The following is a 24,467-nucleotide window of genomic DNA, read 5'->3' as shown; positions in this document are numbered from 1 at the left end:
AGAATCCTGGAAGCCTTGGACTACTTAATCCAGCGCAGGTTGAGCTTGTAGCGGTGGGGCTGTCCGTGATTGACGCGGATACCAGCCGAGACTGAGAAGCACGTCAGGGCTACCCAGATGCCCGTGGCGATGACTGCAAAGATATTGCCCACGACGGGAAGCAGAACCAGGATATTTGCCAGGACTGCCGCGATGGTCGGAGGAAGCGTGAAGTTCAGTGCTTCCTTGGATTCCTGCGCCGTAAATGGCCCGCGATCACGGAAGATGAGATAGATCAACAGGGACGGCAGGCATCCCAGAATTCCCCCGAAGTGCGCAAGGGTGGCCCACTGCCGGTCTTCGCTTGCCGTCAGTGGGAGTGCGTTTGCGGGCGCGCCATGGTACTGGGGCTGGCCTGCGGCGCTGCCCGGTTCTTCAGGAGCGTTCTCTGCCACGGTGTCTTCCCTTTGCTTTAAAGATGCTGCAGTGTTGCTGTCCCAGAATACTGGGTTCCGGGTCATCCCGGGACCAACGCCCCGTTACGTCCCTGCGAAAAGTGCATTGAGGAAACGTAATTCAGGACAAGACGGTCAGGCAGTGGTGAGGAAATCGATGACTTCCTCTACCCTTCCCAGCAGCGACGCTTCCAAGTCGGCGTAGCTGCGTACCGCACCAAGCAGGCGCTGCCAGCCGAGTCCAATGTCTTCGGCGGTTTCGTGCGGCCAGCCGAACGCGGTCAGTATCCCGGTCTTCCAGTCAGTGCCTCGTGGAACTTCCGGCCACCGCTCAATACCCAGCACTTTTGGCCGGATGGCTTGCCAGACGTCTATATACGGATGGCCGACGATCAGGACGTTTCCGGCGGCTCCGGGCACCGTCATGGCTTCTGCGGCGATGCGTGATTCCTTTGAGCCTGCCACGAGGTGGTCTACCAGGATCCCGAGCCTGCGCCCTGGCCCGGGCGAGAATGCGGCGATAGCTGACTTGAGGTCGTCCACGCCGTGGAGTGGCTCTACGACGATGCCCTCAATGCGGAGGTCGTCGCCCCAGACTTTCTCCACCAGTTCGGCGTCGTGCTTGCCTTCCACCCAAATACGGCTCGCCTTGGCCACCTGTGCACGATGGCCCAGGACCCTGACGGACCCGGATGCCGTTCGACCCGACTGCACAGGCGAACCAGGAGCCTTTGCTGCCGGAGGCATGAGACGGATGGCCTGCCCTTCAAGCAGGAAACCGAACCCGAGTTGGAACGACTTGGTTTTGCCACGCCTGTCCTCAAGGGAGACGATGTGCATTCCCCCCGATTTCTCCACCCGTGTGACTTCGCCCACCCAGCCGGACTGGACGTCTTCAAGGACCATCCCGCGCTGGACGGCTACCTCGGGGAGTTGGCGTTTGGCAGGAGCGGACAGATCCTGCGGGCCCCACGTATCGAAAGCCAAGGACTTCATACCCCTCTGTGCTGGTTGTGCTGGGAATAACTCCCGCGGGCGGTTTCAATGCTAGCAACGTGCTGGCTCATACTAGACTTGTTAGCACTTGGGCATGTTGAGTGCTAAGTGAGTGCTGTTTATCCGTCCCGATAAAGGCCCGGACAGTCGTCAGGAGGTGTTGCAATGAGTGAGCCACGCAAGCTTGAAGTGCTGCGCGCAATCGTTGAGGATTATGTGCATTCCCGTGAGCCTGTTGGATCCAAGGCACTTGTGGAGCGGCACCATCTGGGCGTTTCCAGCGCCACCATCCGGAACGATATGGCTGTGCTGGAAGAAGAAGGCCTCATCGCAGCGCCGCATACCAGCGCAGGCCGCATCCCCACGGACAAGGGCTATCGGCTGTTCGTGGACCGCATCTCGCAGGTCAAACCGTTGTCCGCCGCGGAGCGTCGAGCCATCCACTCGCTCCTTGAAGGGCCGGACGACCTCGATGACATCCTTGAGCGCACGGTCAGGCTACTGTCGCAACTGACCAACCAGGTCGCCGTCGTTCAGTACCCGCACTCCAACCGTGCCCTGGTCCGTCACGTTGAATTTGTCCTCCTGGCGCCAAAGCAGGTGCTCGTGGTGCTCATCGCAGATACAGGAAGCGTTGGCCAGAAGGTCATCGAGGCTGGCTCCGATGTAAGTAATGAGGCGTTGATGGCCCTTCGCTCCCGGTTCCTGGGAAGCATCGCTGGAACCCAGCTGGCACTGCTGCCGCAGGTGTTGCCTTCCGTAGTGGCGCTGTGCCCGCCGGAGCTTCGGGGACTCGCGCAGCATCTTGCCCATGGTCTCCAAGCCCTCAGCGACACCAGCCGCGAAGAGCGCATCGTCATGGCCGGAACAGCCAACCTTGCCCGCTCAAATGTCGATTTCCCGTTGAGTATTGGGCCAGTGCTGGAAGCTCTTGAGGAACAAGTTGTCATGCTTAGGTTGTTGTCCGATATGGGGGATGATCCCCGCGGCGTGACAGTGAGCATCGGGCGCGAGAATCCTTACGATGGCCTGGCCGAGGCCTCGGTCGTGGCAACGGGGTACGGCTCCGGTGCCAAGGTGGGAATCCTCGGACCAACCCGGATGGACTATCCCACCACCATGGCTGCCGTGCGCGCCGTGGCCCGTTACCTTTCCCGCATTCTCGGCGGCTGACGCAAGCCCCGAGGTAAGAATCGCCGTGTAACCGTATAACAAGGAAGAGATACAGACTTTGAGCAGCCACTATGACGTTTTGGGAGTCTCTCCGGAAGCCACCGGGGAAGAGATCAAAAAGGCGTACCGCAAGTTGGCGCGAAAGCTTCACCCGGACGTCAACCCGGGGGAGGATGTCGCGGAGCAGTTCAAGGCCGTGACGCATGCTTACGAAGTGCTGTCCGACCCCCAAAAGCGCCGCGTCTACGATGCCACCGGTAACGAGAATGGCACTGACAACGGCTTTGGTGGCGGCTACTCCGGCCAGGGTTTCGCGTTCCAGGACATCTTCGATACCTTCTTCGGCGGTGGCGGCGGGCACGCTGGTCCGGCCTCCCGTGTGCGCCGGGGCCAGGACGCACTGATCAGTGTCCGCATCGACCTCAAGGACGCCGTGTTTGGTGTCAACAAGAAGCTCGAAGTTGATACGGCTGTCGTCTGCCCCACCTGCGATGGCAGCTGCTGCCGGCCGGGCACACACCCGGAGCGCTGTGACATCTGTGGCGGCAGCGGCCAAGTCCAGCGGGCCGTTCGATCCATCCTGGGCCAAGTCATGACCACGGCGCCGTGTGGTTCCTGTGAGGGCTTCGGTACGGTCATCAAGGATCCCTGCAACGAGTGCAACGGGCAGGGCCGTATCCGCAGCCGGCGTTCCCTCACCATCAAGGTTCCTGCCGGTGTTGCGACAGGTACGCGCATCCAACTCTCCGGACAGGGCGAAGCAGGACCAGCTGGCGGACCTGCGGGCGACCTCTACGTAGAGATCCGCGTCAACAATGACTCCACGTATATCCGCGAAGGCGACGATCTGCACGCAACACTGAGCGTTCCGATGACAGCCGCCGCCTTGGGCACGGAACTGAGCCTGGAAACTTTCGACGGGCCCCAGGAGATTGATGTCAAGGCCGGCACCCAGTCCGGCGAGGTCATCACGCTTCGCGGGTTGGGCGTTACCCACCTCAGGGGCTATGGCCGAGGCGATCTCAAGGTGCACCTGCACGTTGAGACACCGGTCAAGCTGGATCCGGCACAGGAAGAGCTCCTGCAGCAGCTTGCCAAGTTGCGCGGCGAGCAGTTCAGCGAAGGAAAACTCGTGGCCAGCGGCGGCATGTTCGCCAAGCTGCGGGACAAGCTCGGTAACCTGTAGCGGTGAGCAATCCCGTCTTCTTCGCGCCTGCCGGGAGCCTGTCCGGTGTTGAGCCGGGCGCGTTGTTCGTCATCGACGGTGCAGAAGCCCGGCATGCCGTTACCGTGAAGAGGCTCACTGTCGGTGAGGCCGTGGACATTGCCGATGGCGCAGGAGCCCGCCTGACAGGCACGGTCGCAGAGGTTGGACCTGGAAGTTTGTCCGTCACAGCATCCGAGGTGATTTTCGAAGATCAGCCGAACGTGCGTTTGGTGCTGGTCCAAGCGTTGGCCAAGGGTGACCGTGACGAGTTGGCCATTGAAACGGCCACCGAACTGGGCATAGATGCGGTGATTCCTTGGCAGGCTGAGCGATCCATCGTCCGCTGGAAGGGGGATCGCGCTGCCAAGGCCCACGCGAAGTGGCAGTCTGTGGTCACTGCCGCGGCGAAGCAGGCCCGCAGGGCGTGGATACCGGAGGTGCGTCCGATCCTGGATTCCGCGGCTTTGGCAAAGGCTGTTGCCGCCGCGGACCTGGCTGTAATCCTTCACGAGGACGCCAAGAACCCCTTGCGGACCGTCCTGGAAGCGCCGATCGTGGCTCAGGCCGGCGGCCTGGATTCACCACGTGAAGTCCTCTTGATCGTGGGGCCGGAAGGCGGCATCTCGCCACGCGAGGTGACGCGCCTCAGCGACGCCGGGGCGGTCACGGCTCTCTTGGGGCACCACGTCCTGAGGTCTTCGACGGCGGGACCCGCCGCCGTCGTACTCGCCTCCGATGTCTTGGGCCGCTGGTAGGCTGTGTCGCCTTCCAGGCAACGCCAGCTAATGCGCGACGCCGGCTCTAGCCGACGCTGAAAAGTCGCGTATCGGTGGTGGATGTGTCTGCTTGCCCGGAGTCCTGAACCTGGGACACGCGCAATTCGTATTTCCCTGGTTTCAGGGTCGCATTGAAGGAGAAGACGCCGAATTGTCCCGGCTCTCCTGTGGCTTTTGTCTGGCCGGTCAGCAGGCTGGCCTTTTCGCCATTGCCGTTGTCCCGGAGGATCTGCCAGCTGACCGGCTTGGAGCTGTCAGTGCTGCGGCCATTGAACTTGACCACGCCGGCCGGGAGCGAGGTGTCCTCCTGCGGGTCGATGATCCATAGTGGCGCCACCAAGGAAGCGTCCCTTGCCATTGGTTGTCCGAGCCGTACCTGGCCGAAGGCCATGAAATCAGTGTGACCGTCGACCAGGATGACCACTTGGATTTGCTGCCCGGAGTTGATCAGGCCTGACGACGAAGCTGCTGCCGTGGCAGTGTAGACCAGCTGCTGTACAGCCCGTTGCGCCATGCCTGCATCAAGGTTGGAGTTGAAGGCATCCCGGGAAATATCAACGGTGATCACGTTCTTGCCCGAGATGGATGTTGCCAAGCTGCCGGGGTCCTGCCACGGGGTGAAGAAGTCGTGGTCCAACGGCTTTTCGGCCATCATGATGCGCAGCGCAGTGGTGACGGGGTTTCCATCGCCGGAGATGTCCCTGAATTCGCGGTAGAGGTAGACATCTTCCTTGCTCCGCCCAATCCAGTAGACCGGGATCTTCGTGGACGCCTGGGTGGTCTCCAGGGGAGCGTTGCTGGCCGGAGCTTCCTGGACGCTGACTGGCGGCGCACTGGACGTAGTTTGAGTGGGTCCGCCGTTGGCGATACAGCCGGTCAGCAAAAGGACAGCAAGCATCGCAGGCGCTGCGACCGCGGACTTTTTCCGCTTTCGCCCGCCGGGCTGATGGCTTACTGACTGCGCGATGGGGGTTCCTTGCCTTGGTGGCCGGTGGTTCTCGCCGGCCCGTCGAACGCGCGTAGTCTGACTACCCGCTCTGCCAGCTTGGCATATCGTCGACGGCGGCTGGCCGGGTTTGCGGGCACTGGCGGCAACTGAAACAGGATTGATACCCGCTTGATGCCGAGTTGAGACAAAATGTCGCAGTCGAGGGACGACCTCGCGGGGAGGATGCGGGGAGGATGCGGGGAGGATACGGCAGAGGATCCGCGGGCGAACGCCCGAGGTCTGCCGGGCTGGCGTAGGATTGAAGGCATTCCGGCATATGGCCTGGCGGTTGAGCCAGTCCCGTTGTCGAAACGATGGACCAACTGTTATCCGACCGGAGGAGAAGAGGCCGCACGGCCACCACTATGAGTGAATCCCTGAATGGGCGGCTGCGGACCGGAAACGGGAACCCAGCCACCACCGAGTTCCCGCACACCTTACCGGGCACGCGCACGGAAATCGTCACGTTCGACAACTCCGATCAGATGGTTCACTCATTGGGCAGCCATGACGAAGCCTTGCGGTACATCGAGGAGCAGTTCCCGGACGTCAACTTCCACGTTCGCGGCAATGAATTGTCCATGTCCGGTCCGTCCACGGTCATCCCGCGCATCATGCGCCTCCTTGAAGAGGTCCGCGGACTGGTAGCCAGGGGAACGGTCGTTACCCCTGATGTCCTGCAGCAGCTCGTTTCCCTCCTGAGGACACAGTCGGTCCAGAATCCCGTGGATGTCCTTACCCACAACATTCTTTCAAGCCGCGGCAAGACCATCCGGCCCAAGACCTTGAATCAGAAGAACTATGTGGATGCCATAGATGCCAACACAGTGATCTTCGGTATTGGCCCGGCAGGTACTGGCAAAACATACCTCGCCATGGCCAAGGCCGTGCAGGCCCTCCAACTCAAGGAAGTAAGCCGGATCATCCTGACCCGGCCCGCTGTTGAGGCGGGGGAGCGGCTGGGTTTCCTGCCGGGAACGCTGAGCGACAAGATCGATCCCTACCTGCGGCCGCTTTACGATGCCTTGCACGACATGATGGATCCGGAGTCCATTCCCAGGCTGATGGCTGCCGGCACCATTGAAGTCGCACCGTTGGCCTATATGCGTGGACGGACGCTCAATGACGCATTCATCATCCTGGACGAGGCCCAGAACACCACTCCTGAACAGATGAAGATGTTCCTGACCCGCCTCGGATTCGGCTCAAAGATGGTTGTCACAGGAGACGTAACGCAGATCGACCTGCCTTTTGGCTCCACCTCCGGACTGCGGATCGTACGGGAAATCCTCAGTGGGATCGAGGACGTCAATTTCTCCATCCTGGAGGCTGCGGACGTCGTCCGGCACCGTTTGGTTGCAGACATCGTTTCGGCCTACAGCAGGTGGGATGACGCGCACCGTACGGATGGGGCCGCCGGCACACATCACAAACGTGGAGAACGAAAATGAGCATTGAAATCAACAACGAATCCGGCGTGGAGGTGGACGAAGCCCAACTGGTGACGTTGTCGCGGTTCATCTTCGAGCGCCTCTACATCCATCCGCAGGCTGAGCTGTCCATCCTCCTGGTGGATGAACCCGCCATGGAGAAGCTGCACATCGAGCTCATGGACGAACCAGGAGCCACGGATGTGCTCTCGGTGCCCATGGATGAGTTGACGCCGGGCACACCTGACAAGCCCACGCCGCAGGGAATGCTCGGAGACATAGCCATTTGTCCGCAGGTGGCCGAGGTGCAGGCGCGGAACGCCGGACACGCCACCCAGGACGAAATGCTGTTGCTCGCCACGCACGGCATCCTCCACCTGCTTGGTTTCGACCACGCTGAACCGGAGGAAAAGGAAGAGATGTTCGGTTTGCAGCGTGAGTTGCTGTCTGAGTTCCTGGGCAAGGATGCCCCCATGGAGACCATGCAGTGACCTCGCTCATCCTGGTCGGCATGGCGCTGGTTTTCCTCAGTTTCGTCGCCTTGCTGACCGCAGCCGAGGCTGCGTTCAATTTCCTGCCCCGGCACGAAGCTGAACAATCGGTAGTCCGCAGCAAGGGCAAAGCCTTGGGGAGCATCCTCAAGAAGCCGGTCGCTCATATGCGTGCCCTGCGGTTCTGGCGCGTGTGGTTCGAGATGGCGGCAGCGGTCGCCGTCGCTGTCGTCATGCACAGTTTTCTGGACAACGTGTGGCTTGCCGGATTGGCGGCAACCGGCATCATGGCTGTCATCGGATTCGTTTTGGTTGGCGTCTCGCCCCGGCAGCTGGGACGCGCGCATTCGGGCCCCATCGTCCGCTTTACCGCCCCGCTGATCAGGTTCCTCTGCTGGATCCTCGGACCCATTCCCGGCTGGCTTGTCGCGTTGGGGAGCGCAGTCGCGCCCGGCGCCCCCGGCGGTGATGACGCATTTGTCAGCGAGGAAGAATTCCGCGAGTTCGTGGACCGGGCGGCGGAATCGGACATGATCGAAGACAACGAGGCAGAGCTCATCCACTCGGTCTTTGACTTCGGCGATACTTTGGTTCGCTCGGTCATGGTTCCGCGCACGGACATCGTCAGCATCGGGACGGGTTCGGACCTTGAAGCGGCCATGGCACTCTTCCTCCGCTCCGGCTATTCCCGGATACCGGTCATTGGCGAGAACACGGATCAGATCCGCGGCATTCTCTACCTCAAGGACGTTGCCGCGGCGATGCATCGCGGGGAACCCGGACTGCAACCGCACGACGTCGATTCTCTCGCCCGGGACGTTCGGTATGTCCCGGAATCCAAGCCCGTGAGCGACCTCTTGAAGGAACTGCAGAAGGAATCCACCCACGTGGCCATCGTCATCGATGAGTACGGCGGCACCGCCGGCCTGGTGACCTTGGAGGATCTCATCGAAGAAATCGTGGGAGAGATCGTTGACGAGTACGATTCCGCGGCCGAAGAAGCGGTGGACCTGGGCGACGGAACCTACCGTGTCAGTGCCCGCATGAGCATCGATGACCTCGGGGARCTGTTCGATATCGACCTCGAYGACGACGAAGTGGACACCGTTGGCGGCCTSCTKGCCAAGGCTCTCGGCCAGGTTCCGATCGTCGGGAGCTCCGTTGAAGTGAACGGTGTGTCGCTAAAGGCAGATAGGCTTGAGGGTCGCCGAAACCGGGTCAGCCACATCATTGCGGCAGCCATGCCAAAGGAAGACACTGACTTTGAAGACCTTCTCGATGAGGCCGACACAACGCAACAGGGAGTTCCACGTGAGCAAGCAAAATAAGAAATTCGACGCCGATGACGATTTCGGTGGCTTCCACGCCGGATTCTCGGTCCTCGTTGGCCGCCCCAACGCGGGTAAGTCCACGCTGACAAATGCGTTGGTAGGGCAGAAGGTGGCCATTACATCTGCCAAGCCGCAGACCACGCGCCACACGATTCGTGGCATCGTCCATCGCGAGGACGCACAACTGATCCTGGTTGATACACCGGGCCTCCACCGGCCACGTACGCTTCTGGGAAAGCGACTCAACGACCTCGTGGCTGACACGTTGTCCGAGGTGGACGCTATCGGCTTCTGCTTGCCGGCCAACGAAAAAATCGGTCCCGGCGATAAGTACATCGCCGCGCAGCTCGCTGCCGTTGGCCGCAAGCCCATTGTTGCCCTTGTGACGAAAACTGACCTCGTGGACCGTCAGGCCCTGACCGAGCAGCTGCTCGCTGTTGCCGCATTGGGCCGTGAAGTCCTCGGAGAACAAGGCTGGGCGGACATCGTTCCCGTTTCTGCCGCCGACGGTTTCCAGGTATCCACCGTTGCCGACGTACTTATCGGGCATATGCCCTCGTCGCCGCCCCTTTACCCGGATGGTGAGCTGACGGACGAGCCCGAGGCCGTCATGATTGCTGAACTCATCCGTGAAGCCGCACTCGAAGGTGTCCGGGATGAACTTCCCCACTCCCTTGCCGTCGTCGTTGAGGAAATCGTGCCCCGCGAAGGACGTACGGAGGACAACCCGTTGCTGGATGTCCGCGTCAATCTGTACGTGGAGCGGCCTTCGCAGAAAGCCATCATCATTGGTAAGGGTGGCAGCAGGCTGCGTGAGGTCGGAACCAACGCGCGTAAGGGAATCGAGACGCTCCTGGGAACAAGGATCTACCTGGATTTGCATGTCAAGGTTGCCAAAGACTGGCAGCGTGATCCCAAGCAATTGGTGAAACTTGGCTTCTGACCGGCGTCACGGCAACGGCGTGGCCCGGGCTCGATAAGGAACTTCCCAGAATCCGCCACTATGATTGCGGGGATCCACGTGTTTGAGGAAAGGTAACCGAATAGTGCGACGTCGTGACGCCCGCCCGCTGGGCCCCGGCACCGCTGCTCCTGATGCAGCGCGCCATGGGGGGGACCCCGAGGGAACTCCGCGCCACATGAACGCGCCCAAGGGCCTCCCGCTGTGGCTAAAGATTGTTACCGGCCTCGTGTCAGTGGCTCTCGTTGCCGGCGTTGCTTTTGCGGCCTTCTGGTTTATCCGACTACAGACCAACATCACCAAGGCCCCTCTTTCCGCGGCCGAATCGCGCGATAGCAATGATGCGGTAGTCAATGACAAGTCGGACCGACTGCAGATCCTTATCCTCGGGTCGGATACCCGCGATGGGAAAAACTCCCAGTATGGTAACGCGGACGATTCCACGGGCTACGGCCACTCGGATGTCATGATGCTGCTGGACATTTCTGCGGACAATAAACGTGTCAGCGTCATGAGTTTCCCACGTGACCTCCTGGTGGATGTGCCCCAGTGCACGGACCACACCAACAACCAGACGTTCCCCGCGCGGAGCGGCGTGATGATCAACGAAGCCATGGCAGAAGCCGGAATCGGCTGTGCCGTGGACACCATCAACAAGCTCACCGGCCTGGAAATAGATCACTTCATGATGGCCGACTTCAATGCGGTGAAGGAACTGTCCAAGGCTGTGGGCGGAGTGGATGTTTGTGTCAGCGATCCCGTCTTTGATCCCGACTCCCATCTTCGTTTGCCGAAGGGTAACTCCCAGGTTGAAGGCGAGCAGGCCCTGGCATTCCTGCGTACCCGGCATGCCTTTGGAGACGGTGGCGACCTCGGGCGAATCAAGGGCCAGCAGGCATTTCTTTCATCACTGACGCGGAAGCTGAAGGCCGACGGCACGCTCGGCAATCCCCAGAGGCTCCTGCAGATCGCTGACGTCGTCACGCAAAACCTGACCGTCGATGAGGGGTTGGCGTCTGTGCCATCGCTGCTGACCATTGGTGGAAGGCTGAAGGACATTGATGTCTCCAAAGTCGCCTTTGTTGCTGTCCCCACCCAGCCAGCCGCGTTGGACCCCAACCGGTTGGAGCTCGTTGAGCCCCAGGCATCACAGCTTTTTGCGGCCCTTCGCGCAGATCTGGATCTGACAAACCCCGGAGCAACGTCAAGCCCGGCTCCAACAGAGCCTGGGGCCGGTACTCCATCCACGGCGCCTACTACTGCTGCCCCTGCAGTCCCGGCCTACAACAAAGCCATCCAGCCGGTAGCAGTCGCCAACGGCAGCGGGGTTGGGACCAGGGCGCAGGAACTCCTGGCCACCTTGACCGGCAATGGATTTACACAGTCCGTTTCGTATCTGGCCAACCCAGTGGAGAAGACCGTGGTCTACTACGGTCCGGACTTCGCCGACGTTGCTACCGACGTTGCCGCGCTGTTCGGTATCCCTGCGGCACAGGTTCAGCAAGCCAAGGGAGTTTCGGGCGTGCAGCTCTACGTAGGCACGGACTTTGCGACCGGGACAGCCTATGGGGCGGCCTCTGTTCCACCTGATGTAGTCAACCAGACGGCCAAAGAAGCAGTGTGCCAACAGGTGAACCCGCTTTACATCACCCAATAACAGTCATCGCAGCGGTAATTGGCTGCAAAGGCAGGAAAAAGACGAATGGCCGGAACCCGATTCATCCACGGGGTCCGGCCATTCGTCGTAGTGGCTTTACCAGATACTGACCCGGTCCTCAGGTGCCATCCACATCCGGTCTTGATCGTTGACCTGGAAGGTTTCGTGGAAGGCGTCGAGGTTCCGGGCTATGGCATTCGTGCGGAACTCATTGGGGGAGTGTGGATCCGTAGCAAGCCTGCGGATCGCTTCTTCGGTTCGGATCACCTGACGCCAGCCGGCAGCCCAGGACATGAAGAACCGTTGCTGGCCTGTGAAACCGTCCAGGACCTCAGGCTCGGCACCATCGAGGCTGAGCAGGTAGGCCTTATACGCAATGGTGAGGCCGCCCAGGTCACCGATGTTCTCACCCAACGTCAGTTTGCCGTTGACCTTGTGGTCAGGTGCGGCATAGGGGGATAGCGCGTCGAATTGGGCAACCAACTTTGCCGTCCGGGCTTCGAAGGCCGTCCTGTCCTCTTCGGTCCACCAATTGCGGAGGGCTCCGCTTCCGTCGAATTGGGATCCCTGGTCATCGAATCCATGGCCGATTTCATGTCCGATTACAGCACCAATGCCACCGTAGTTCACTGCGTCGTCTGCTTCTGCAGTGAAGAATGGCGGCTGGAGGATGGCGGCGGGGAACACGATTTCGTTCAGCATCGGGTGATAGTAGGCGTTCACTGTCTGTGGCGTCATGAGCCATTTGTCCAAGTCCACCGGCTTGCCGATTTCATCCAGGTGGCGATCGACGTCGGCGTCGTGGGCCCGCTCTACGTTACCCAGGAGGTCATGGGGGTCGATCTCAACAGCGGAGTAGTCTATCCATTTCTCAGGAAAACCAATCTTGGGGCGGAATGCGTCCAGCTTCTTAAGGGCTTCAGCCTTTGTGTCCTCACCCATCCACTCAAGGGAAGAAATGCTGTCCCGGTAGGCCTCGATCAGATTGGCCACGAGGGTCTGCATCCTGGCCTTGTGCCCCTCGGGGAAATGGCGCTCCACATAGATTTGACCCACTGCCTCGCCAAGTGCTGCTTCGACGACGGCCACGCCGCGCTTCCAGCGCTCCTTGTTTTGTGGGGTGCCACTGAGGGTGGTCCCGTAGAAGTCGAAGTTGGTGTCCACAAACTCCGAAGAAAGGTAAGGCGCGGCTGAGCTGAGTACCCTCAGGGTCAGCCATTCCTTCCAGACGGCGAGGGGTTCCGATTCCAGAAGCGCTGCGGCGCCAGCAAAGAAGTCCGGCGTGCTGACCACGATCTCGGCGCGTTTGCCGGCATCGACACGGCCGGCCTCAAACCAGGTATCCAGCAGGGGGAACAGCTTCGCTGCTTCTTCCGCCGTTTTGAGGTTGTACGTCTTTTGGGGATCCCGAAGTGTGACGTTGTCCCAGTGGTGGGACGCGAGGGCCTTTTCCAAGGCAACGATGCGGCCAGCCGCGGCTTCCGCGTCTGCAACTCCGGCGAGGCCGAACAACTTCGCGACGTATTCACCGTAGGAGGCCACAATCGGCGCAAACTTTTCGTCGCGATAGTAGGACTCGTCCGGGAGTCCGAGGCCGCCCTGGCCGATGTACAGAAGAATCCGCTCCGGGTTTCCGGCGTCCGGTGCCGGGTAGATCGAGAACAAACCGGACACGTCGCATCGGAACAGGCGGCCCAGCAACGCCGAAAATTCCTCCACCGAACCCACTGACCGGACTTCCTCCAGTCGCTCCTGCAAGGGTTCGAGTCCCTTCGCCTCTGCCGCAGCCTCATCCATGAAGCTCGCGTAAAGGCCGCCGACCTTCTGTTCGATGCCGGAGGCTGATGCTCCCTTGTTCGCGGCTTCCTCGATGATCGCCTTGACAGCCAATTCTGCCTCGTCCCGCAAAGCGGTGAAGGTGCCTTCCAGCGGGCGGTCGTCAGGGATCGTCGTGCTGTTCAGCCATGCACCGTTGACGTGCTGGTAGAGATCGTCCTGCGGCCGGACGCTGTGATCGATGTTGGAAAGAGTGATCCCCGACTGTGGCACTGTGGCTCCTTGAATGGACGCTGCAGCCGGCGTTGCCACCGTCGCTGCGTCTGCATAGTGGACGTTGCATGAGGTGTTGCAATGTCATCATACGCACCGTGTTACTGTGAACTTGTGCGTGCGGGAATGCTTCTTCTTAGCTGCCGCGGCGAGGCCTGAAAGCTATCTGAAAGCTGGGCCACCCTCGCCGCGGAGTTTAGTTGTGCCCGGCTAAGCTTTCATTTAGATCTTAGAGAAAAGGCCAACACGACATGCGTAATGCACAAAAGCCCTCCGGTATGCCGATTCACCGCTACCTGCCGTTCCAGGACCAGATCACTGTCGAGGTTCCGGATCGTACGTGGCCGGACAAAGTAATCACCAAGGCCCCACGCTGGTGTGCAGTGGACCTGCGCGATGGCAACCAGGCGCTGATCGATCCCATGAGCCCGGCGCGCAAGCTGAAGATGTTCCAGCTGCTGGTCAACATGGGATACAAGGAGATCGAGGTTGGGTTCCCCTCCGCATCCCAGACCGACTTTGATTTCGTTCGGCAGCTGATCGAAGGCGGCCATATTCCGGACGATGTCACCATCCAGGTCCTCACCCAGGCGCGTGAACACCTGATTGAACGGACCTACGAGTCGCTGGTGGGTGCCAAGCAGGCGATCGTGCACCTGTACAACTCCACTTCTGTGCTGCAGCGCCGCGTTGTCTTCAACCAGGACGAGGACGGCATCCTCGATATCGCCCTGCAGGGTGCCCGCCTGTGCAAGAAGTATGAAGAGACGCTGACCGATACCCACATCACGTACGAGTACTCGCCGGAGTCTTTCACCGGAACCGAGCTGGAGTATGCAGCCCGGGTGTGCAATGCGATTGCAGACGTTTTTGAAGCATCAGCCGACAAGCAGGTCATTATCAACTTGCCGGCCACGGTGGAGATGGCAACTCCCAACGTCTACGCGGACTCCATTGAGTGGATGCACCGCAATCTGCATCCCCGTGACGGCATCATCATTTCACTGCACCCGCACAACGATCGCGGTACCGGCGTTGCTGCCGCAGAACTCGGCTACCTGGCTGGAGCAGACCGCATTGAGGGCTGCCTGTTTGGTAACGGGGAGCGCACCGGAAACGTTGACCTCGTCACCCTGGGCCTGAACATGTTTGTCCAGGGCGTGGACCCGATGATCGATTTCTCAGACATCGACGAGATCCGCCGCACGGTTGAGTACTGCAACCAGTTGCCGGTTCCCGAACGTTCGCCCTATGGTGGCGACCTCGTCTTCACTGCCTTTTCCGGATCGCACCAGGACGCCATTAAGAAGGGCTTCGAAGCACTCGAGAAGGATGCTGCCGCAGCAGGCGTACCCGTGGATGATTTCACCTGGCAGGTTCCCTACCTGCCTATTGATCCCAAGGACCTGGGCCGAAGCTATGAAGCTGTCATCCGGGTCAACTCGCAGTCCGGCAAGGGCGGGGTCGCCTACCTGCTGAAGAACGAGCACAATCTCGATCTTCCGCGGCGCGCCCAGATTGAATTCTCCGGAGTTATCCAGCGCCGGACAGATGCTGTTGGCGGGGAGGTCAGCGGTGCGCAGCTTTGGCAGATCTTCCAGGACGAATACCTGCCCTCCGATGAGGAACAAGCCCAGTGGGGCCGGTACTCCCTGGGCAGCGTAAGCACTGAAACGGACGAGTCCGGCGCCATGACCATGAACGCGAACCTGCGGATTGATGGCGTAGAGGTGCGCAGGACCGGGCACGGTAATGGTCCAATCGCCGCGCTGCTGGACATCCTGCACCATGACGGCGTTGATGTTCGTGTGCTCGACTACAGCGAACATGCCCTGTCGGAAGGCGGCAGCGCAAGCGCGGCTGCTTATGTTGAATGCGCGGTAGGAGAACGTGTCCTCTGGGGCGTGGGAATCGAGCCCAGCACCACGACTTCTTCACTGAAAGCACTCATCTCTGCCGTAAACCGGGCAGTTCGGGACGCCCGGGCCTAACGCCTGGACGGTGTGGTGACGGGAAATACCGTCACCACACGGTCTTGTGGTCCTCCTTGGCCACTGGCTTAGTGCGAAGATTAGTTGTGGCCAATCCCTCCTCATTTGCAGCACGGTCCTATCGGGACGATGCCGTTGTGCTCCGCACCCATAAATTGGGCGAGGCAGATCGGATTATTACCCTGCTGACCAAGCACCATGGGCAGGTCCGTGCAGTTGCCAAGGGTGTGCGCAGGACCACCAGTCGTTTCGGCGCCCGCCTGGAACCGTTCATGGTGGCGGACTTGCAGCTCATCTCGGGCCGAACTCTGGATATCGTTACCCAGGCTGTGGCCAAAGGCGCTTATGGGAGCAGCATCGCAGCGGACTATGGCCGTTTTACTGTAGCTGCTGCCATGACAGAGACGGCCGAGAAGCTTACGGACGCGGACGCCGAATCCGGCACCGCCCAGTACAACCTCTTGGTGGGTGCCCTGGCGGCGCTCAGCCGCTCGGACCATGCTCCGGAACTTATTCTGGACTCCTATCTCTTGCGCGCRTTGGCCACTGGCGGGTGGGCGCCGAGCTTTACTGACTGCGCCCGGTGCGGCAGGCCCGGACTCCACACGGCGTTTGCCGCGCCATTGGGGGGTATGGTGTGTAGCGAGTGCCGCCCTCCCGGCTCCCCGGCCCCGGCACCGGAGACCGTGGTGTTGTTGGGAGCCCTCCTGACTGGGGATTGGAGCGTAGCTGACGCCTCGGATTCGCGACATCGACGCGAAGCAGCCGGACTGGTGGCCAGTTACCTGCAATGGCATTTGGAACGCGCCTTGAAATCACTTAAACACGTGGAGCGAAGCTGACTGTGGCACTTGGCAAGAAGAGCAAGACAAGCCGGGCGCGGACTTCGCCCGTAGTGGCCCCTTACGGACATCCTTCAGGTGCCGTTCCGCCCAGCATTCCAAGTGAACTTATTCCGCAGCACGTAGCCATTGTCATGGATGGCAACGGCCGTTGGGCCAACCAGCGGGGATTGCCCCGCATTGAAGGGCACAAGGCCGGTGAGCCTGCACTGTTGGACGTGATGGCCGGAGCCATCGAACTAGGCATCAAGTACGTCAGCGTGTATGCGTTTTCCACGGAGAACTGGCGACGATCCCCGGAGGAAGTCCGCTTCCTGATGGGATTTAACAAGGATGTGCTACGTCGCCAACGGAACCAACTCGATGAATGGGGAGTCCGTATCCGCTGGGCCGGTCGACGGCCGCGCCTCTGGGGTTCGGTGATTCGTGAGCTTGAAGAGGCCGAGGAATTTACCAAGGCCAACGACACCTGCACGTTGACCATGTGTGTTAATTACGGCGGGCGGGCGGAAATCGCCGACGCCGTCTCGGCCATTGCCGAGGACGTTGCCGCCGGGCGGCTMAAGCCGGGATCGGTGACGGAAAAGACCATCCAGAAGTACCTGGACGAGCCAGACCTTCCTGACGTGGATCTCTTCCTCCGCAGCTCCGGCGAGCAGAGGTTGTCAAACTTCCTGCTGTGGCAGTCCGCCTACGCTGAATTCGTCTTCATGGACACCCTGTGGCCTGACGTTGACAGGCGCACGCTCTGGGACGCCGTCGAGATTTACGCCAAGCGGGATCGCCGGTACGGCGGGGCGGTCGACGCAGCGCCAGCCGCGAATTAGCAGGGGTCTGCCACTTCAACATGGTCCTGCTACTTCAATACGGGTAGGACGAAAGCCAGACCGACACGTCACGGTAAGCCTGTTGGCGAATGGTCCTTCGCGACAAGAAGATGTCGTGCAGTGCCCCTGGGTAGCGGAACACAGCCGTTCGCCTGCCCAAGCCCAAGGCGCGCCGGGATGTCTCCTCGACGTCGATCACGGCGTCGGCCCTCATGAGGTCGGCTGTCCATTCGGACTGGATCCTGGTCCGGCCTGATAAAAGGACCAGGACCGGGGCGTCAATGTTCAGTTTTCGCTCCACCGCTTTGTGGCCGGCAAGCACTGCCTTCGTCCAGCCAGCGCGGATGGGGAATGAGGCCCGCGGCCGCCAGACAGAATCCAGCACCCATTCGCCGTGGGCCTGGTTGCTGACGCTCTCCCAGTACGCAGGCATTTCGGGGAACCTGAACGGACGCTTGGGGTCGGTTCGCGCGAAGGGCTCCACCAGATGCATGGCGATGCTGCGAACCAGGCTGCTGCCCTGAAGCTCCAGCCAAGGGGAGTTCAGGACCAGTGACCCGATCCGGCGTGGATGGCGGTCAGCCCACAACGAAGCAATCAGCCCGCCCAGGGAGTGCGCGACCATATGAATGGTCGGTGATGCTGGGTTGTTGGTCCTGGCCACAACATCCCGTTCGATCTCCAGCAAGGCCGCCTCGATATCTTCGTCGTAGACAGCCAGGTCAGTGGTGTATCCGGGTGTCTGACCGGGCAACAGGCTCCGTCCAAATTTCCGAAGATCCAGCGCGTAGAAATGAAAGCCGGACGCCGTCAGGTACTCGGCGAGTTCGGTCTGCAGGAAGTAGTCAGCCCAGCCGTGCAGGTAGAGGACCACCCGCGGCGCCCCCGTGGGATCCATGGACGCCTCACGTCGCTTGCGTTGTGTGAACGAGGATAGAAAATCGAGGATGCCGTGAGGAGTTGGGGCCGTAACTGGCGGGGCATGCCTGACGAGTGTGGCTTTGACCGGTCCTTCCTCGTCAGGGGAGAGGGGAAGTTCCAGACGTTCGTATCCGGTGCCCAGGATGTCCGGTTGCCACAGAGATACCGATTCTTCAGTGGTGGTCATGCGTCCCCTTCCTGCCGTACCTGCGGCAACTCACTTTCCATGTACCCGCGAATCCATCGTGAAAGCCTCGCGTAGGCATCTGCCCTGACCTTGGGTGCGGACAGGAAGACATCATGCAGCCCGCCATCCACTCTCTCCAGGGTCACGCTGCGACCCAAGGCCATGGCACGCAGTGCGATAATGCCCACGTCCAGCACCGCATCCGAACGTCGCATGGACTCCTGCCACACCATTCCGTTGGCGCTGGCAGCCGATGTCAGGACCAGGACCGGGATGTCCAGGTCCAGGCCGCGTGCAACCTGTGAATGGCCGGCCAGGACGGCGCTCAGCCAACCTGCCCTGACGGGAAAGGCCAGGGGAGGCCGGTACTTTTCGTCCAGCGGCCATTCGCCCTCGGCGGTATTGCTGATGCTACGGAAGTAGAACCCACGCTCAGGCAGCCTTAAAACCATCTCGGGCCGGACCCTGGCAATGGGTCCCACCATGACTTGCGCGGCCCGCCTGACAATCGAGCTGCCATGCATTTCGAGCCAAGGGCTGTTCAGTATCAGGTGTTGCACCTGGCCTGGGTGTTTGCTCGTCCACAGTGCTGCAATGAGGCCTCCGGTGGAATGGCCCATCATGGCAACGCCATTCGGGCGAGGTCCCGGGCTTTCGCTGTGGATGACCTCGAGGGCACGGCTGATTTCGGCGTCGTAGTCTCCAAGGTTGGCCACGTAGCCGCCCGGCGAACCTGAAGTCAGGCTCCTTCCATGGTTGTGCATGTCCAATGCATAGAAGTCATAGCCGTGCCTTGCCCAAAACCTGGCGAGTTCCACGTTGAAGAAGTAGTCGCTCCAGCCATGCAGGAACAGCAACGCGCCACGGGTTGCCTCGGCCTCCTGGGTCATCGACTCCGGCCTGTGACGGACCAAGGTTGCCCGCCGCACCACACCGTCAGGTCCTTCCACGTCCAGGGCGCATGACTGGAAGTCCATTCCGAGGATATCCGCCGACCACTCCATGCCTTCAGCTTAGACATCCGCCGCGGCTTCGCGTCCCGCGGACCTGCCTGTGAAAAGGCATCCACCCAGGAAGGTTCCCTCCAGCGCCCTGTACCCATGGATACCGCCTCCGCCGAAGCCCGCCGCTTCACCTGCAGCGTAAAGGCCCGGGATCACTCGGCCTTCCTGATCCAGGACCCTGGATCGGAGGTCAGTCTGCAGCCCTCCCAGACTCTTCCTTGTGAGGACGGACAGCCTGATGGCAATGAGCGGCCCATGGGCAGGATCCGCCAGGCGGTGTGGGGGAGCCACCCTCATCAGTTTGTCAGTGGCAAAACGGCGGGCCGCCCGGATAGCAGCCAGTTGGGGGTCCTTGCCCAGCCCGCTGGACACTTGAAGGTCCCGGGCCCGTACCAGCGCCTCCAAGCGGTCAGCGCTGATCAGTTGATCCCCAGCGAGTGCGTTCATTTTCCCGGCAAGGTCATGGGGCGAGGATCCCTGAATGAAGTCGATGCCTTTGTCCAGGAAACGTTCTATGGGAGTATCGCTGCCTGGTTTCAGTCGGGAAACGAGCAGTGACACGTCCCTCCCGGTCAGGTCCGGGTTCTGCTCGGACCCGGAAAGCGCAAGTTCCTTGAGCGCAATGGTGCGGTTCAGGACGAACCACGAATAACTGTGGCCCGTGGCAACGATGTGGCGAAGCGCGCCAAGGGAATCGAAGCCCGGAAACAGGGGCGCAGGCAATTGGCGCCCTTCGGCATCCAACCACAGGGATGACGGACCGGGCAGGATGCGGATGCCGTGCTTGGGCCAAACGGGGTCGTAGTTGTGGATTCCCTCGGGGTAGTGCCACATGCGGTCACCGTTCACCAACGCTGCACCGATGGATTCGGCAACGGGAAGGAAATCACCATCCACGGAAGCAGGAACCCCGCTGAGCATATCGGCCGGTGCAGCCTTGCCGGGCCATTGCCGGCGCACGGTCTCGTGATTGCCACCGATGCCGCCTGTCGTCACTACGACAGCGCCCGCCGTGGCCTCGAAACCCCCGACGGCGGCTCGCGAGGACGCTTGGCCGCGCACCGCCGTCGATGGTTCCAGTATCTGGCCCGAGACACCCGCCACCCGGCCGGCCGTCGTCGTCAGCGAAGTAGCCCTATGCCGGAAGTGCAGCGATACCCTCCCGGCCTGGACACCTTCCTGCACTTTGGCCAGAAACGGTTCCACAAGGGCAGGGCCTGTTCCCCACGTGACGTGGAATCGGGGAACCGTGTTTCCATGTCCCTGGGGGCCGTAACCCCCGCGTTCTGCCCATTGCACCAAAGGGAAGATGCCGACGTCGAGGCTCTTCAACCAGGCGCGCTTCTCACCGGAGGCAAACTGGACGTAGGCCTCGGCCCACTGCCGCGCCATCGCATCGTGTTCTCGGTCAAAGCCTGCGGAGGCCATCCAGTCCGAGAGCGCCAATTCAGCGCTGTCCCTGACACCGAGCCGGCGTTGCTCGGGGGTGTCAACCATGAACAGGCCCCCGAAGGACCAATGCGCTTGCCCGCCCAGGGATGCCGCTGGTTCCTGGTCCAGGATCGCTACGCGTTTGCCTGCCGCATAGGCAGTTGCAGCGGCTACCAGCCCGGACAAGCCTGCACCTACAACGATGACGTCGGCGAGGATTCGATTCCCATGATCTGCATCACGATCTTGTAGCGGCATGCGTACATGCTAGCCGCAGGCAAGGTCACGGGTTTGGTGTGTTGTCAGTAAACCGGAAAACTAGGACTATGCGTGTTTACCCCACCTTCTTCAAGCTCGCCTTCTCCTGGATGGATGCCGAGAAAGCACACAAGATCGGCTTTCAAGCGATCCGGGCGGCCCACCGCACCGGTGCAGGCCGGGTTCTTGCCAGGATCACAGCTCCGGATTCGTCCCTTCGAACTGAGGCTTTTGGGTTGACGTTCCCTTCTCCCTTCGGTTTGGCGGCCGGCTTCGACAAGGAAGGCCATGGAATCGAAGCGCTGGCCGAACTGGGGTTTGGCCATGTAGAGGTGGGAACCATTACCGGGCAGGCCCAGCCGGGCAACGAAAAGCCGCGTTTGTTCCGGTTGATCGAGGACCGCGCCGTCATCAACCGCATGGGCTTCAACAACGATGGCGCAGCAGCAGTTGCTCCGCGGCTCAAGTCGGCGAAAGCTGCCCTGCAGCGCCTGCATGCCGATGTACGACCCGTGATTGGTGTCAACATCGGTAAGACGAAAGTTGTTGAGCTGGATGAGGCCACGGAAGACTACCTCGTTAGCGCCCGGACCCTCGCTCCCGCCGCCGACTACCTGGTGGTCAACGTCAGTTCGCCCAACACGCCAGGACTACGGCTGCTCCAGAACGTGGAAACTCTGCGGCCTTTGCTCCGGGCCGTAGGGGATGCGGCAGATGAAGCTGCTGGCCGCCATGTTCCGCTCCTGGTCAAGATTGCGCCAGACCTGAGCAACGAGGACATCGACGACGTCGCCCGGCTTGCCCTTGACCTCAAGCTGGACGGCATCATCGCCACCAACACCACCATCGCCCGTGAGGGGCTCACCACTGATGCCGCGAAGGTTGGATCACTGGGAGCGGGCGGGCTTTCAGGTGCCCCGCTGAAGCAGCGATCCCTGGAGGTCTTGCGACGACTCAAGGACGCCGTGGGAGATCAGCTCGTACTCATTGCCGTGGGTGGGGTGGAGTCAGCCCAGGATGTCCAGGACCGTTTGAATGCAGGCGCAACCCTGGTGCAGGGATACACGGCGTTCCTTTACGAGGGCCCGTTCTGGGCATCGCGTATTAACAAGGGCCTGGCGAAGATCCGGAAGCGTAACTCCCGCTAGGCCAGGGCTGCCGATGGTCCAGGGCCTCCATCCAGGAGCCAGGACGAAGGCGACAATACGAAGACCCCGGACCAATGGTCCGGGGTCTTCGTATAAGTAGTGGGTTGGGGCCTCTTCAGCGTGGCGCTAAGCGGGGTACTGGCCGCGCTTGACCTGCGGCTTGGGGAGGCGGAGCTTGCGGAACTGCAGGGCGCGCATACATCCATACCAGACTGATCCACGCTCGACTTCACCGAACTTCTCGCCCAAGCGCTTACGGAGCTTGCGCGAAAGGATGAAAACATCCACAAAGACGGCAAGGAACATGATCCAGAAGCCAATCAGGACATACGTAATCTGTGAACTGCTGGCCGGGATGATCAGGGAGATGACCACGAACAGCAGGGCCCCGAACATCAGGTATTCACCGAGGCTGAACCGGGCATCGACGTAATCCCGAACGAAACGCTTCTGGGGTCCCTTGTCCCTCAGGGGCAGGTACTTTTCGTCACCCGTGTCCAATGCCTGCCGCATCTTCTGCCGCTGGTCCTGAACCGCTACCCGTTCGGCCTCCTTGGAAGCTTTGCGGTCAGTGGGCACCAACGGGCGCTTGCGGGCTGCCTCCTGGTCCTTCCGCTTGGGCGTAGGGGCGCCCTTTCCGACGCCCGGTTCCTGGGCGGCGGCCTGGGCCTGGTCTACTACTGCTTGAGCGCTGGGCTCTTCCTTTTTGCGTCCGAACACCCATACAGAATACCCCGCAGGAAGGTGGCGCAGGTTACGGGCCCACCGTGGTTCGGTGGGCGTGTGGCAGCCTGCCGCGCCTTCCGTCGCCGCTTCTTGGCCAGCTGTAAAGTTTGGGCATGACATCAGCACATGCGGAGACCCCGCAGAATCAGCAACGGAACTCCGGCCACAGCATGGAGGGTCCGTCGTCGAACCAGGTCATCGACTCCAATGGCGTGGCCGCTCTGGCCAAAGCAGTAGATGAATCATTTAGCGCTACCCTCGGCTCGTTAAAGGACCTCGTCGGGATCCCCGGAATCGCGTGGCCCAGTTTCGACCCCGCCGAGCTGGAGGGCAGCGCTGAAGCTGTCGCCTCCTTGGTAAGGGCAACGGGAATGGATGACGTCCGAATTCTTCGCTGCGACAAATTGGATGGAACGCCCGGTGGTCCCGCCGTCGTCGCCCGCCGTCCGGCCCGCGACGGTCAGCCGACGATTCTGTTGTACGCGCACCATGACGTCCAGCCTCCAGGCGATCGAAATCTTTGGGCTTCCGAGCCTTTCATCGCGGAGGAGCGGGAAGGCCGGCTCTATGGTCGTGGCGCTGCTGACGACAAAGCCGGCATCATGGCCCATCTGGCGGCTTACGCCGCTGCTACGAAAGTCCTGGGGGATGAGTTTGGCCTGGGCGTAACCTTCTTCTTTGAAGGCGAAGAAGAAGCGGGTTCACCCACGTTTCGGACATTCCTTGAGGAACATCGCGAGCTTCTCCGCTCCGACGTGATCGTGGTGGCGGACTCCAGCAACTGGAAGGTCGGCATTCCCGCCTTAACTACCAGCCTGCGTGGGCTCGTGGATGGCACCTTCGAAGTCCGTGTGCTGGAGCATGCGGTGCATTCGGGAATGTACGGTGGCCCGGTGCTGGACGCCCCCACCCTGTTGTCCCGTCTCATCGCGACGCTCCACGACGACGAAGGAAACGTCGCCGTGGCGGGCCTGGTGGGAAATGACGACGTTGCGGTTGACCTGACCGAGGCAGAATACCGCGCTGACGCTTCAGTGCTCGACGGCGTCAAACTTGCCGGGAGCGGGACGATCGGCTCGCGTTTGTGGACCAAGCCGGCGTTGTCCATCATCGGCATGGATGTTCCCGCTGTTGCCGTTGCCTCAAATACGCTCATTCCCGCAGCCCGGGCGAAATTCAGCATGCGCCTGGCACCCGGTCAGGATCCTGACGCCGCCATGGAGGCTTTAAGGAACCACGTTCAGTCCCGTGCACCATTCGGTGCAGAAGTAACATTCACGCCGGGGGAGCGAGGAAATGCCTTCGCGACCGATACCTCGTCAGCAGCTGCCAGGGTGGCACTCTGGGCCCTGGGGGAGGCCTGGGGAGTCCAACCAGTGGAAATGGGAATCGGCGGTTCCATCCCGTTCATTGCCGACCTGACCGAGATGTATCCCGATGTCCAGATTCTCGTGACGGGTGTAGAAGATCCGGATTCCCGCGCCCACAGTGCCAACGAATCACTTCACATCGGCGATTTCCGTCATGCTGTGCTGGCCGAGGCGCTGATGCTGGCGCGGCTTAATGTCGAAGGCCTGGACCGGTAAGCAGCGCGTTGGCGTTACGGGGGGACTCTTTCCGTGGGCGGTCGAGCACGCCG

General features: G+C 61.2%; 21 protein-coding genes. 13 read left to right on the top strand and 8 right to left on the bottom strand.

The window, feature by feature from the left end; all coding sequences use genetic code 11:
* Positions 1–20 precede the first annotated feature (20 nt).
* Both AC1DCM_RS19760 and AC1DCM_RS19755 read right to left on the bottom strand, forming a co-directional pair.
* The gene (locus AC1DCM_RS19760) at positions 21–434 is read right to left on the bottom strand and encodes a DUF4870 domain-containing protein (protein ID WP_159699313.1); all 414 of its coding nucleotides are present in this window, start codon (positions 432–434) and stop codon (positions 21–23) included.
* A gap of 135 nt (positions 435–569) precedes the next feature.
* On the bottom strand, positions 570–1,421 hold the full coding sequence (locus AC1DCM_RS19755) for a DUF3097 domain-containing protein (protein ID WP_442005730.1): 852 nt from the start codon (positions 1,419–1,421) through the stop codon (positions 570–572).
* 174 nt (positions 1,422–1,595) lie between these two features.
* Between AC1DCM_RS19755 and hrcA the strand changes: the two genes are divergently transcribed.
* From hrcA to AC1DCM_RS19740, 3 genes are read left to right on the top strand one after another with little or no spacing between them, the layout of a single operon-like run.
* Positions 1,596–2,603, top strand: coding sequence for a heat-inducible transcriptional repressor HrcA (hrcA, locus tag AC1DCM_RS19750; protein WP_442005673.1), 1,008 nt, complete (start codon positions 1,596–1,598; stop codon positions 2,601–2,603).
* A 58-nt stretch (positions 2,604–2,661) separates the two neighbouring features.
* On the top strand, positions 2,662–3,789 hold the full coding sequence (gene dnaJ, locus AC1DCM_RS19745) for a molecular chaperone DnaJ (protein ID WP_431115348.1): 1,128 nt from the start codon (positions 2,662–2,664) through the stop codon (positions 3,787–3,789).
* Between the two features lie 2 nt (positions 3,790–3,791).
* Positions 3,792–4,565, top strand: a complete 774-nt coding sequence (locus AC1DCM_RS19740; RefSeq protein ID WP_477519429.1) for a 16S rRNA (uracil(1498)-N(3))-methyltransferase — start codon at positions 3,792–3,794, stop codon at positions 4,563–4,565.
* A 46-nt stretch (positions 4,566–4,611) separates the two neighbouring features.
* On the opposite strand, the gene AC1DCM_RS19735 is transcribed toward AC1DCM_RS19740, so the two are convergent.
* A complete protein-coding gene (locus AC1DCM_RS19735; RefSeq protein WP_442005671.1) occupies positions 4,612–5,484 on the bottom strand; it encodes a GerMN domain-containing protein in 873 nt (290 codons plus the stop codon).
* A gap of 455 nt (positions 5,485–5,939) precedes the next feature.
* Between AC1DCM_RS19735 and AC1DCM_RS19730 the strand changes: the two genes are divergently transcribed.
* From AC1DCM_RS19730 to AC1DCM_RS19710, 5 genes are all read left to right on the top strand, one after another.
* Positions 5,940–7,025, top strand: a complete 1,086-nt coding sequence (locus AC1DCM_RS19730; RefSeq protein WP_442017767.1) for a PhoH family protein — start codon at positions 5,940–5,942, stop codon at positions 7,023–7,025.
* Entirely contained in the window at positions 7,022–7,495 is a 474-nt protein-coding gene (gene ybeY / locus AC1DCM_RS19725) for an rRNA maturation RNase YbeY (RefSeq protein WP_224164448.1), read from the top strand. The genes AC1DCM_RS19730 and ybeY overlap by 4 nt, the downstream gene beginning before the upstream one ends.
* Positions 7,492–8,823 carry a hemolysin family protein gene (locus AC1DCM_RS19720; protein ID WP_477519428.1) on the top strand — a complete coding sequence of 444 codons (1,332 nt, stop codon included), beginning with the start codon at positions 7,492–7,494 and terminating at the stop codon, positions 8,821–8,823. The genes ybeY and AC1DCM_RS19720 overlap by 4 nt, the downstream gene beginning before the upstream one ends.
* Positions 8,774–9,769, top strand: a complete 996-nt coding sequence (era, locus tag AC1DCM_RS19715; protein ID WP_442005668.1) for a GTPase Era — start codon at positions 8,774–8,776, stop codon at positions 9,767–9,769. The genes AC1DCM_RS19720 and era overlap by 50 nt, the downstream gene beginning before the upstream one ends.
* A gap of 196 nt (positions 9,770–9,965) precedes the next feature.
* Positions 9,966–11,444, top strand: a complete 1,479-nt coding sequence (locus AC1DCM_RS19710; protein ID WP_477519427.1) for an LCP family protein — start codon at positions 9,966–9,968, stop codon at positions 11,442–11,444.
* A gap of 96 nt (positions 11,445–11,540) precedes the next feature.
* Here AC1DCM_RS19710 and AC1DCM_RS19705 read toward each other — a convergent pair whose 3' ends face one another.
* Complete coding sequence (locus AC1DCM_RS19705; RefSeq protein WP_442005666.1) at positions 11,541–13,493, bottom strand: M13 family metallopeptidase; 1,953 nt, start codon at positions 13,491–13,493, stop codon at positions 11,541–11,543.
* Between the two features lie 251 nt (positions 13,494–13,744).
* On the opposite strand from AC1DCM_RS19705, the gene leuA reads away from it, so the two are divergent.
* The 3 genes from leuA (at position 13,745) to AC1DCM_RS19690 (ending at position 17,153) form a co-directional block, all read left to right on the top strand.
* The gene (leuA, locus tag AC1DCM_RS19700) at positions 13,745–15,484 is read left to right on the top strand and encodes a 2-isopropylmalate synthase (RefSeq protein ID WP_477519426.1); all 1,740 of its coding nucleotides are present in this window, start codon (positions 13,745–13,747) and stop codon (positions 15,482–15,484) included.
* Between the two features lie 86 nt (positions 15,485–15,570).
* Positions 15,571–16,326 (top strand): DNA repair protein RecO, encoded by a 756-nt coding sequence (recO, locus tag AC1DCM_RS19695; protein WP_442005664.1) that lies wholly within the window; start codon positions 15,571–15,573, stop codon positions 16,324–16,326.
* A 2-nt stretch (positions 16,327–16,328) separates the two neighbouring features.
* Complete coding sequence (locus tag AC1DCM_RS19690; protein WP_477519425.1) at positions 16,329–17,153, top strand: isoprenyl transferase; 825 nt, start codon at positions 16,329–16,331, stop codon at positions 17,151–17,153.
* A 34-nt stretch (positions 17,154–17,187) separates the two neighbouring features.
* Here the strand turns inward: AC1DCM_RS19690 and AC1DCM_RS19685 are convergent, their stop codons facing one another.
* From AC1DCM_RS19685 to AC1DCM_RS19675, 3 genes are read right to left on the bottom strand one after another with little or no spacing between them, the layout of a single operon-like run.
* Positions 17,188–18,261 (bottom strand): alpha/beta hydrolase, encoded by a 1,074-nt coding sequence (locus AC1DCM_RS19685; protein WP_442005662.1) that lies wholly within the window; start codon positions 18,259–18,261, stop codon positions 17,188–17,190.
* Positions 18,258–19,265 (bottom strand): alpha/beta hydrolase, encoded by a 1,008-nt coding sequence (locus AC1DCM_RS19680; protein WP_477519424.1) that lies wholly within the window; start codon positions 19,263–19,265, stop codon positions 18,258–18,260. Before AC1DCM_RS19680 ends, AC1DCM_RS19685 begins: the two co-directional genes overlap by 4 nt.
* 9 nt (positions 19,266–19,274) lie before the next feature.
* Positions 19,275–20,954 (bottom strand): FAD-binding dehydrogenase, encoded by a 1,680-nt coding sequence (locus AC1DCM_RS19675; protein ID WP_477519423.1) that lies wholly within the window; start codon positions 20,952–20,954, stop codon positions 19,275–19,277.
* 68 nt (positions 20,955–21,022) lie between these two features.
* Here AC1DCM_RS19675 and AC1DCM_RS19670 point away from each other — a divergent pair, with 68 nt between their 5' ends.
* Positions 21,023–22,102, top strand: a complete 1,080-nt coding sequence (locus tag AC1DCM_RS19670) for a quinone-dependent dihydroorotate dehydrogenase (protein WP_477519422.1) — start codon at positions 21,023–21,025, stop codon at positions 22,100–22,102.
* A gap of 126 nt (positions 22,103–22,228) precedes the next feature.
* Here AC1DCM_RS19670 and AC1DCM_RS19665 read toward each other — a convergent pair whose 3' ends face one another.
* Positions 22,229–22,822: a DUF3043 domain-containing protein gene (locus AC1DCM_RS19665; protein WP_442005658.1), complete on the bottom strand. Its 594-nt coding sequence runs from the start codon at positions 22,820–22,822 to the stop codon at positions 22,229–22,231.
* Between the two features lie 119 nt (positions 22,823–22,941).
* On the opposite strand from AC1DCM_RS19665, the gene AC1DCM_RS19660 reads away from it, so the two are divergent.
* Entirely contained in the window at positions 22,942–24,414 is a 1,473-nt protein-coding gene (locus AC1DCM_RS19660) for a M20/M25/M40 family metallo-hydrolase (RefSeq protein ID WP_477519421.1), read from the top strand.
* The last annotated feature ends 53 nt before the right edge of the window (positions 24,415–24,467 follow it).

The organism is Paenarthrobacter sp. 10N417 (assembly GCF_056394745.1).
This window is presented reverse-complemented; position numbering and strand designations above follow the sequence as displayed.

What these genes read in the sequence shown, in the direction of transcription:
- hrcA (WP_442005673.1), top strand. Translation starts at nt 1,596, where the DNA reads ATGAGTGAGCCACGCAAGCTTGAAGTGCTGCGCGCAATCGTTGAGGAT.
- AC1DCM_RS19735 (WP_442005671.1), bottom strand. Translation starts at nt 5,484, where the DNA reads ATGCTTGCTGTCCTTTTGCTGACCGGCTGTATCGCCAACGGCGGACCC.
- AC1DCM_RS19730 (WP_442017767.1), top strand. Translation starts at nt 5,940, where the DNA reads ATGAGTGAATCCCTGAATGGGCGGCTGCGGACCGGAAACGGGAACCCA.
- ybeY (WP_224164448.1), top strand. Translation starts at nt 7,022, where the DNA reads ATGAGCATTGAAATCAACAACGAATCCGGCGTGGAGGTGGACGAAGCC.
- era (WP_442005668.1), top strand. Translation starts at nt 8,774, where the DNA reads ATGAGGCCGACACAACGCAACAGGGAGTTCCACGTGAGCAAGCAAAAT.
- AC1DCM_RS19710 (WP_477519427.1), top strand. Translation starts at nt 9,966, where the DNA reads ATGAACGCGCCCAAGGGCCTCCCGCTGTGGCTAAAGATTGTTACCGGC.
- leuA (WP_477519426.1), top strand. Translation starts at nt 13,745, where the DNA reads ATGCGTAATGCACAAAAGCCCTCCGGTATGCCGATTCACCGCTACCTG.
- AC1DCM_RS19685 (WP_442005662.1), bottom strand. Translation starts at nt 18,261, where the DNA reads ATGACCACCACTGAAGAATCGGTATCTCTGTGGCAACCGGACATCCTG.
- AC1DCM_RS19680 (WP_477519424.1), bottom strand. Translation starts at nt 19,265, where the DNA reads ATGGAGTGGTCGGCGGATATCCTCGGAATGGACTTCCAGTCATGCGCC.
- AC1DCM_RS19675 (WP_477519423.1), bottom strand. Translation starts at nt 20,954, where the DNA reads ATGCCGCTACAAGATCGTGATGCAGATCATGGGAATCGAATCCTCGCC.
- AC1DCM_RS19670 (WP_477519422.1), top strand. Translation starts at nt 21,023, where the DNA reads ATGCGTGTTTACCCCACCTTCTTCAAGCTCGCCTTCTCCTGGATGGAT.
- AC1DCM_RS19660 (WP_477519421.1), top strand. Translation starts at nt 22,942, where the DNA reads ATGACATCAGCACATGCGGAGACCCCGCAGAATCAGCAACGGAACTCC.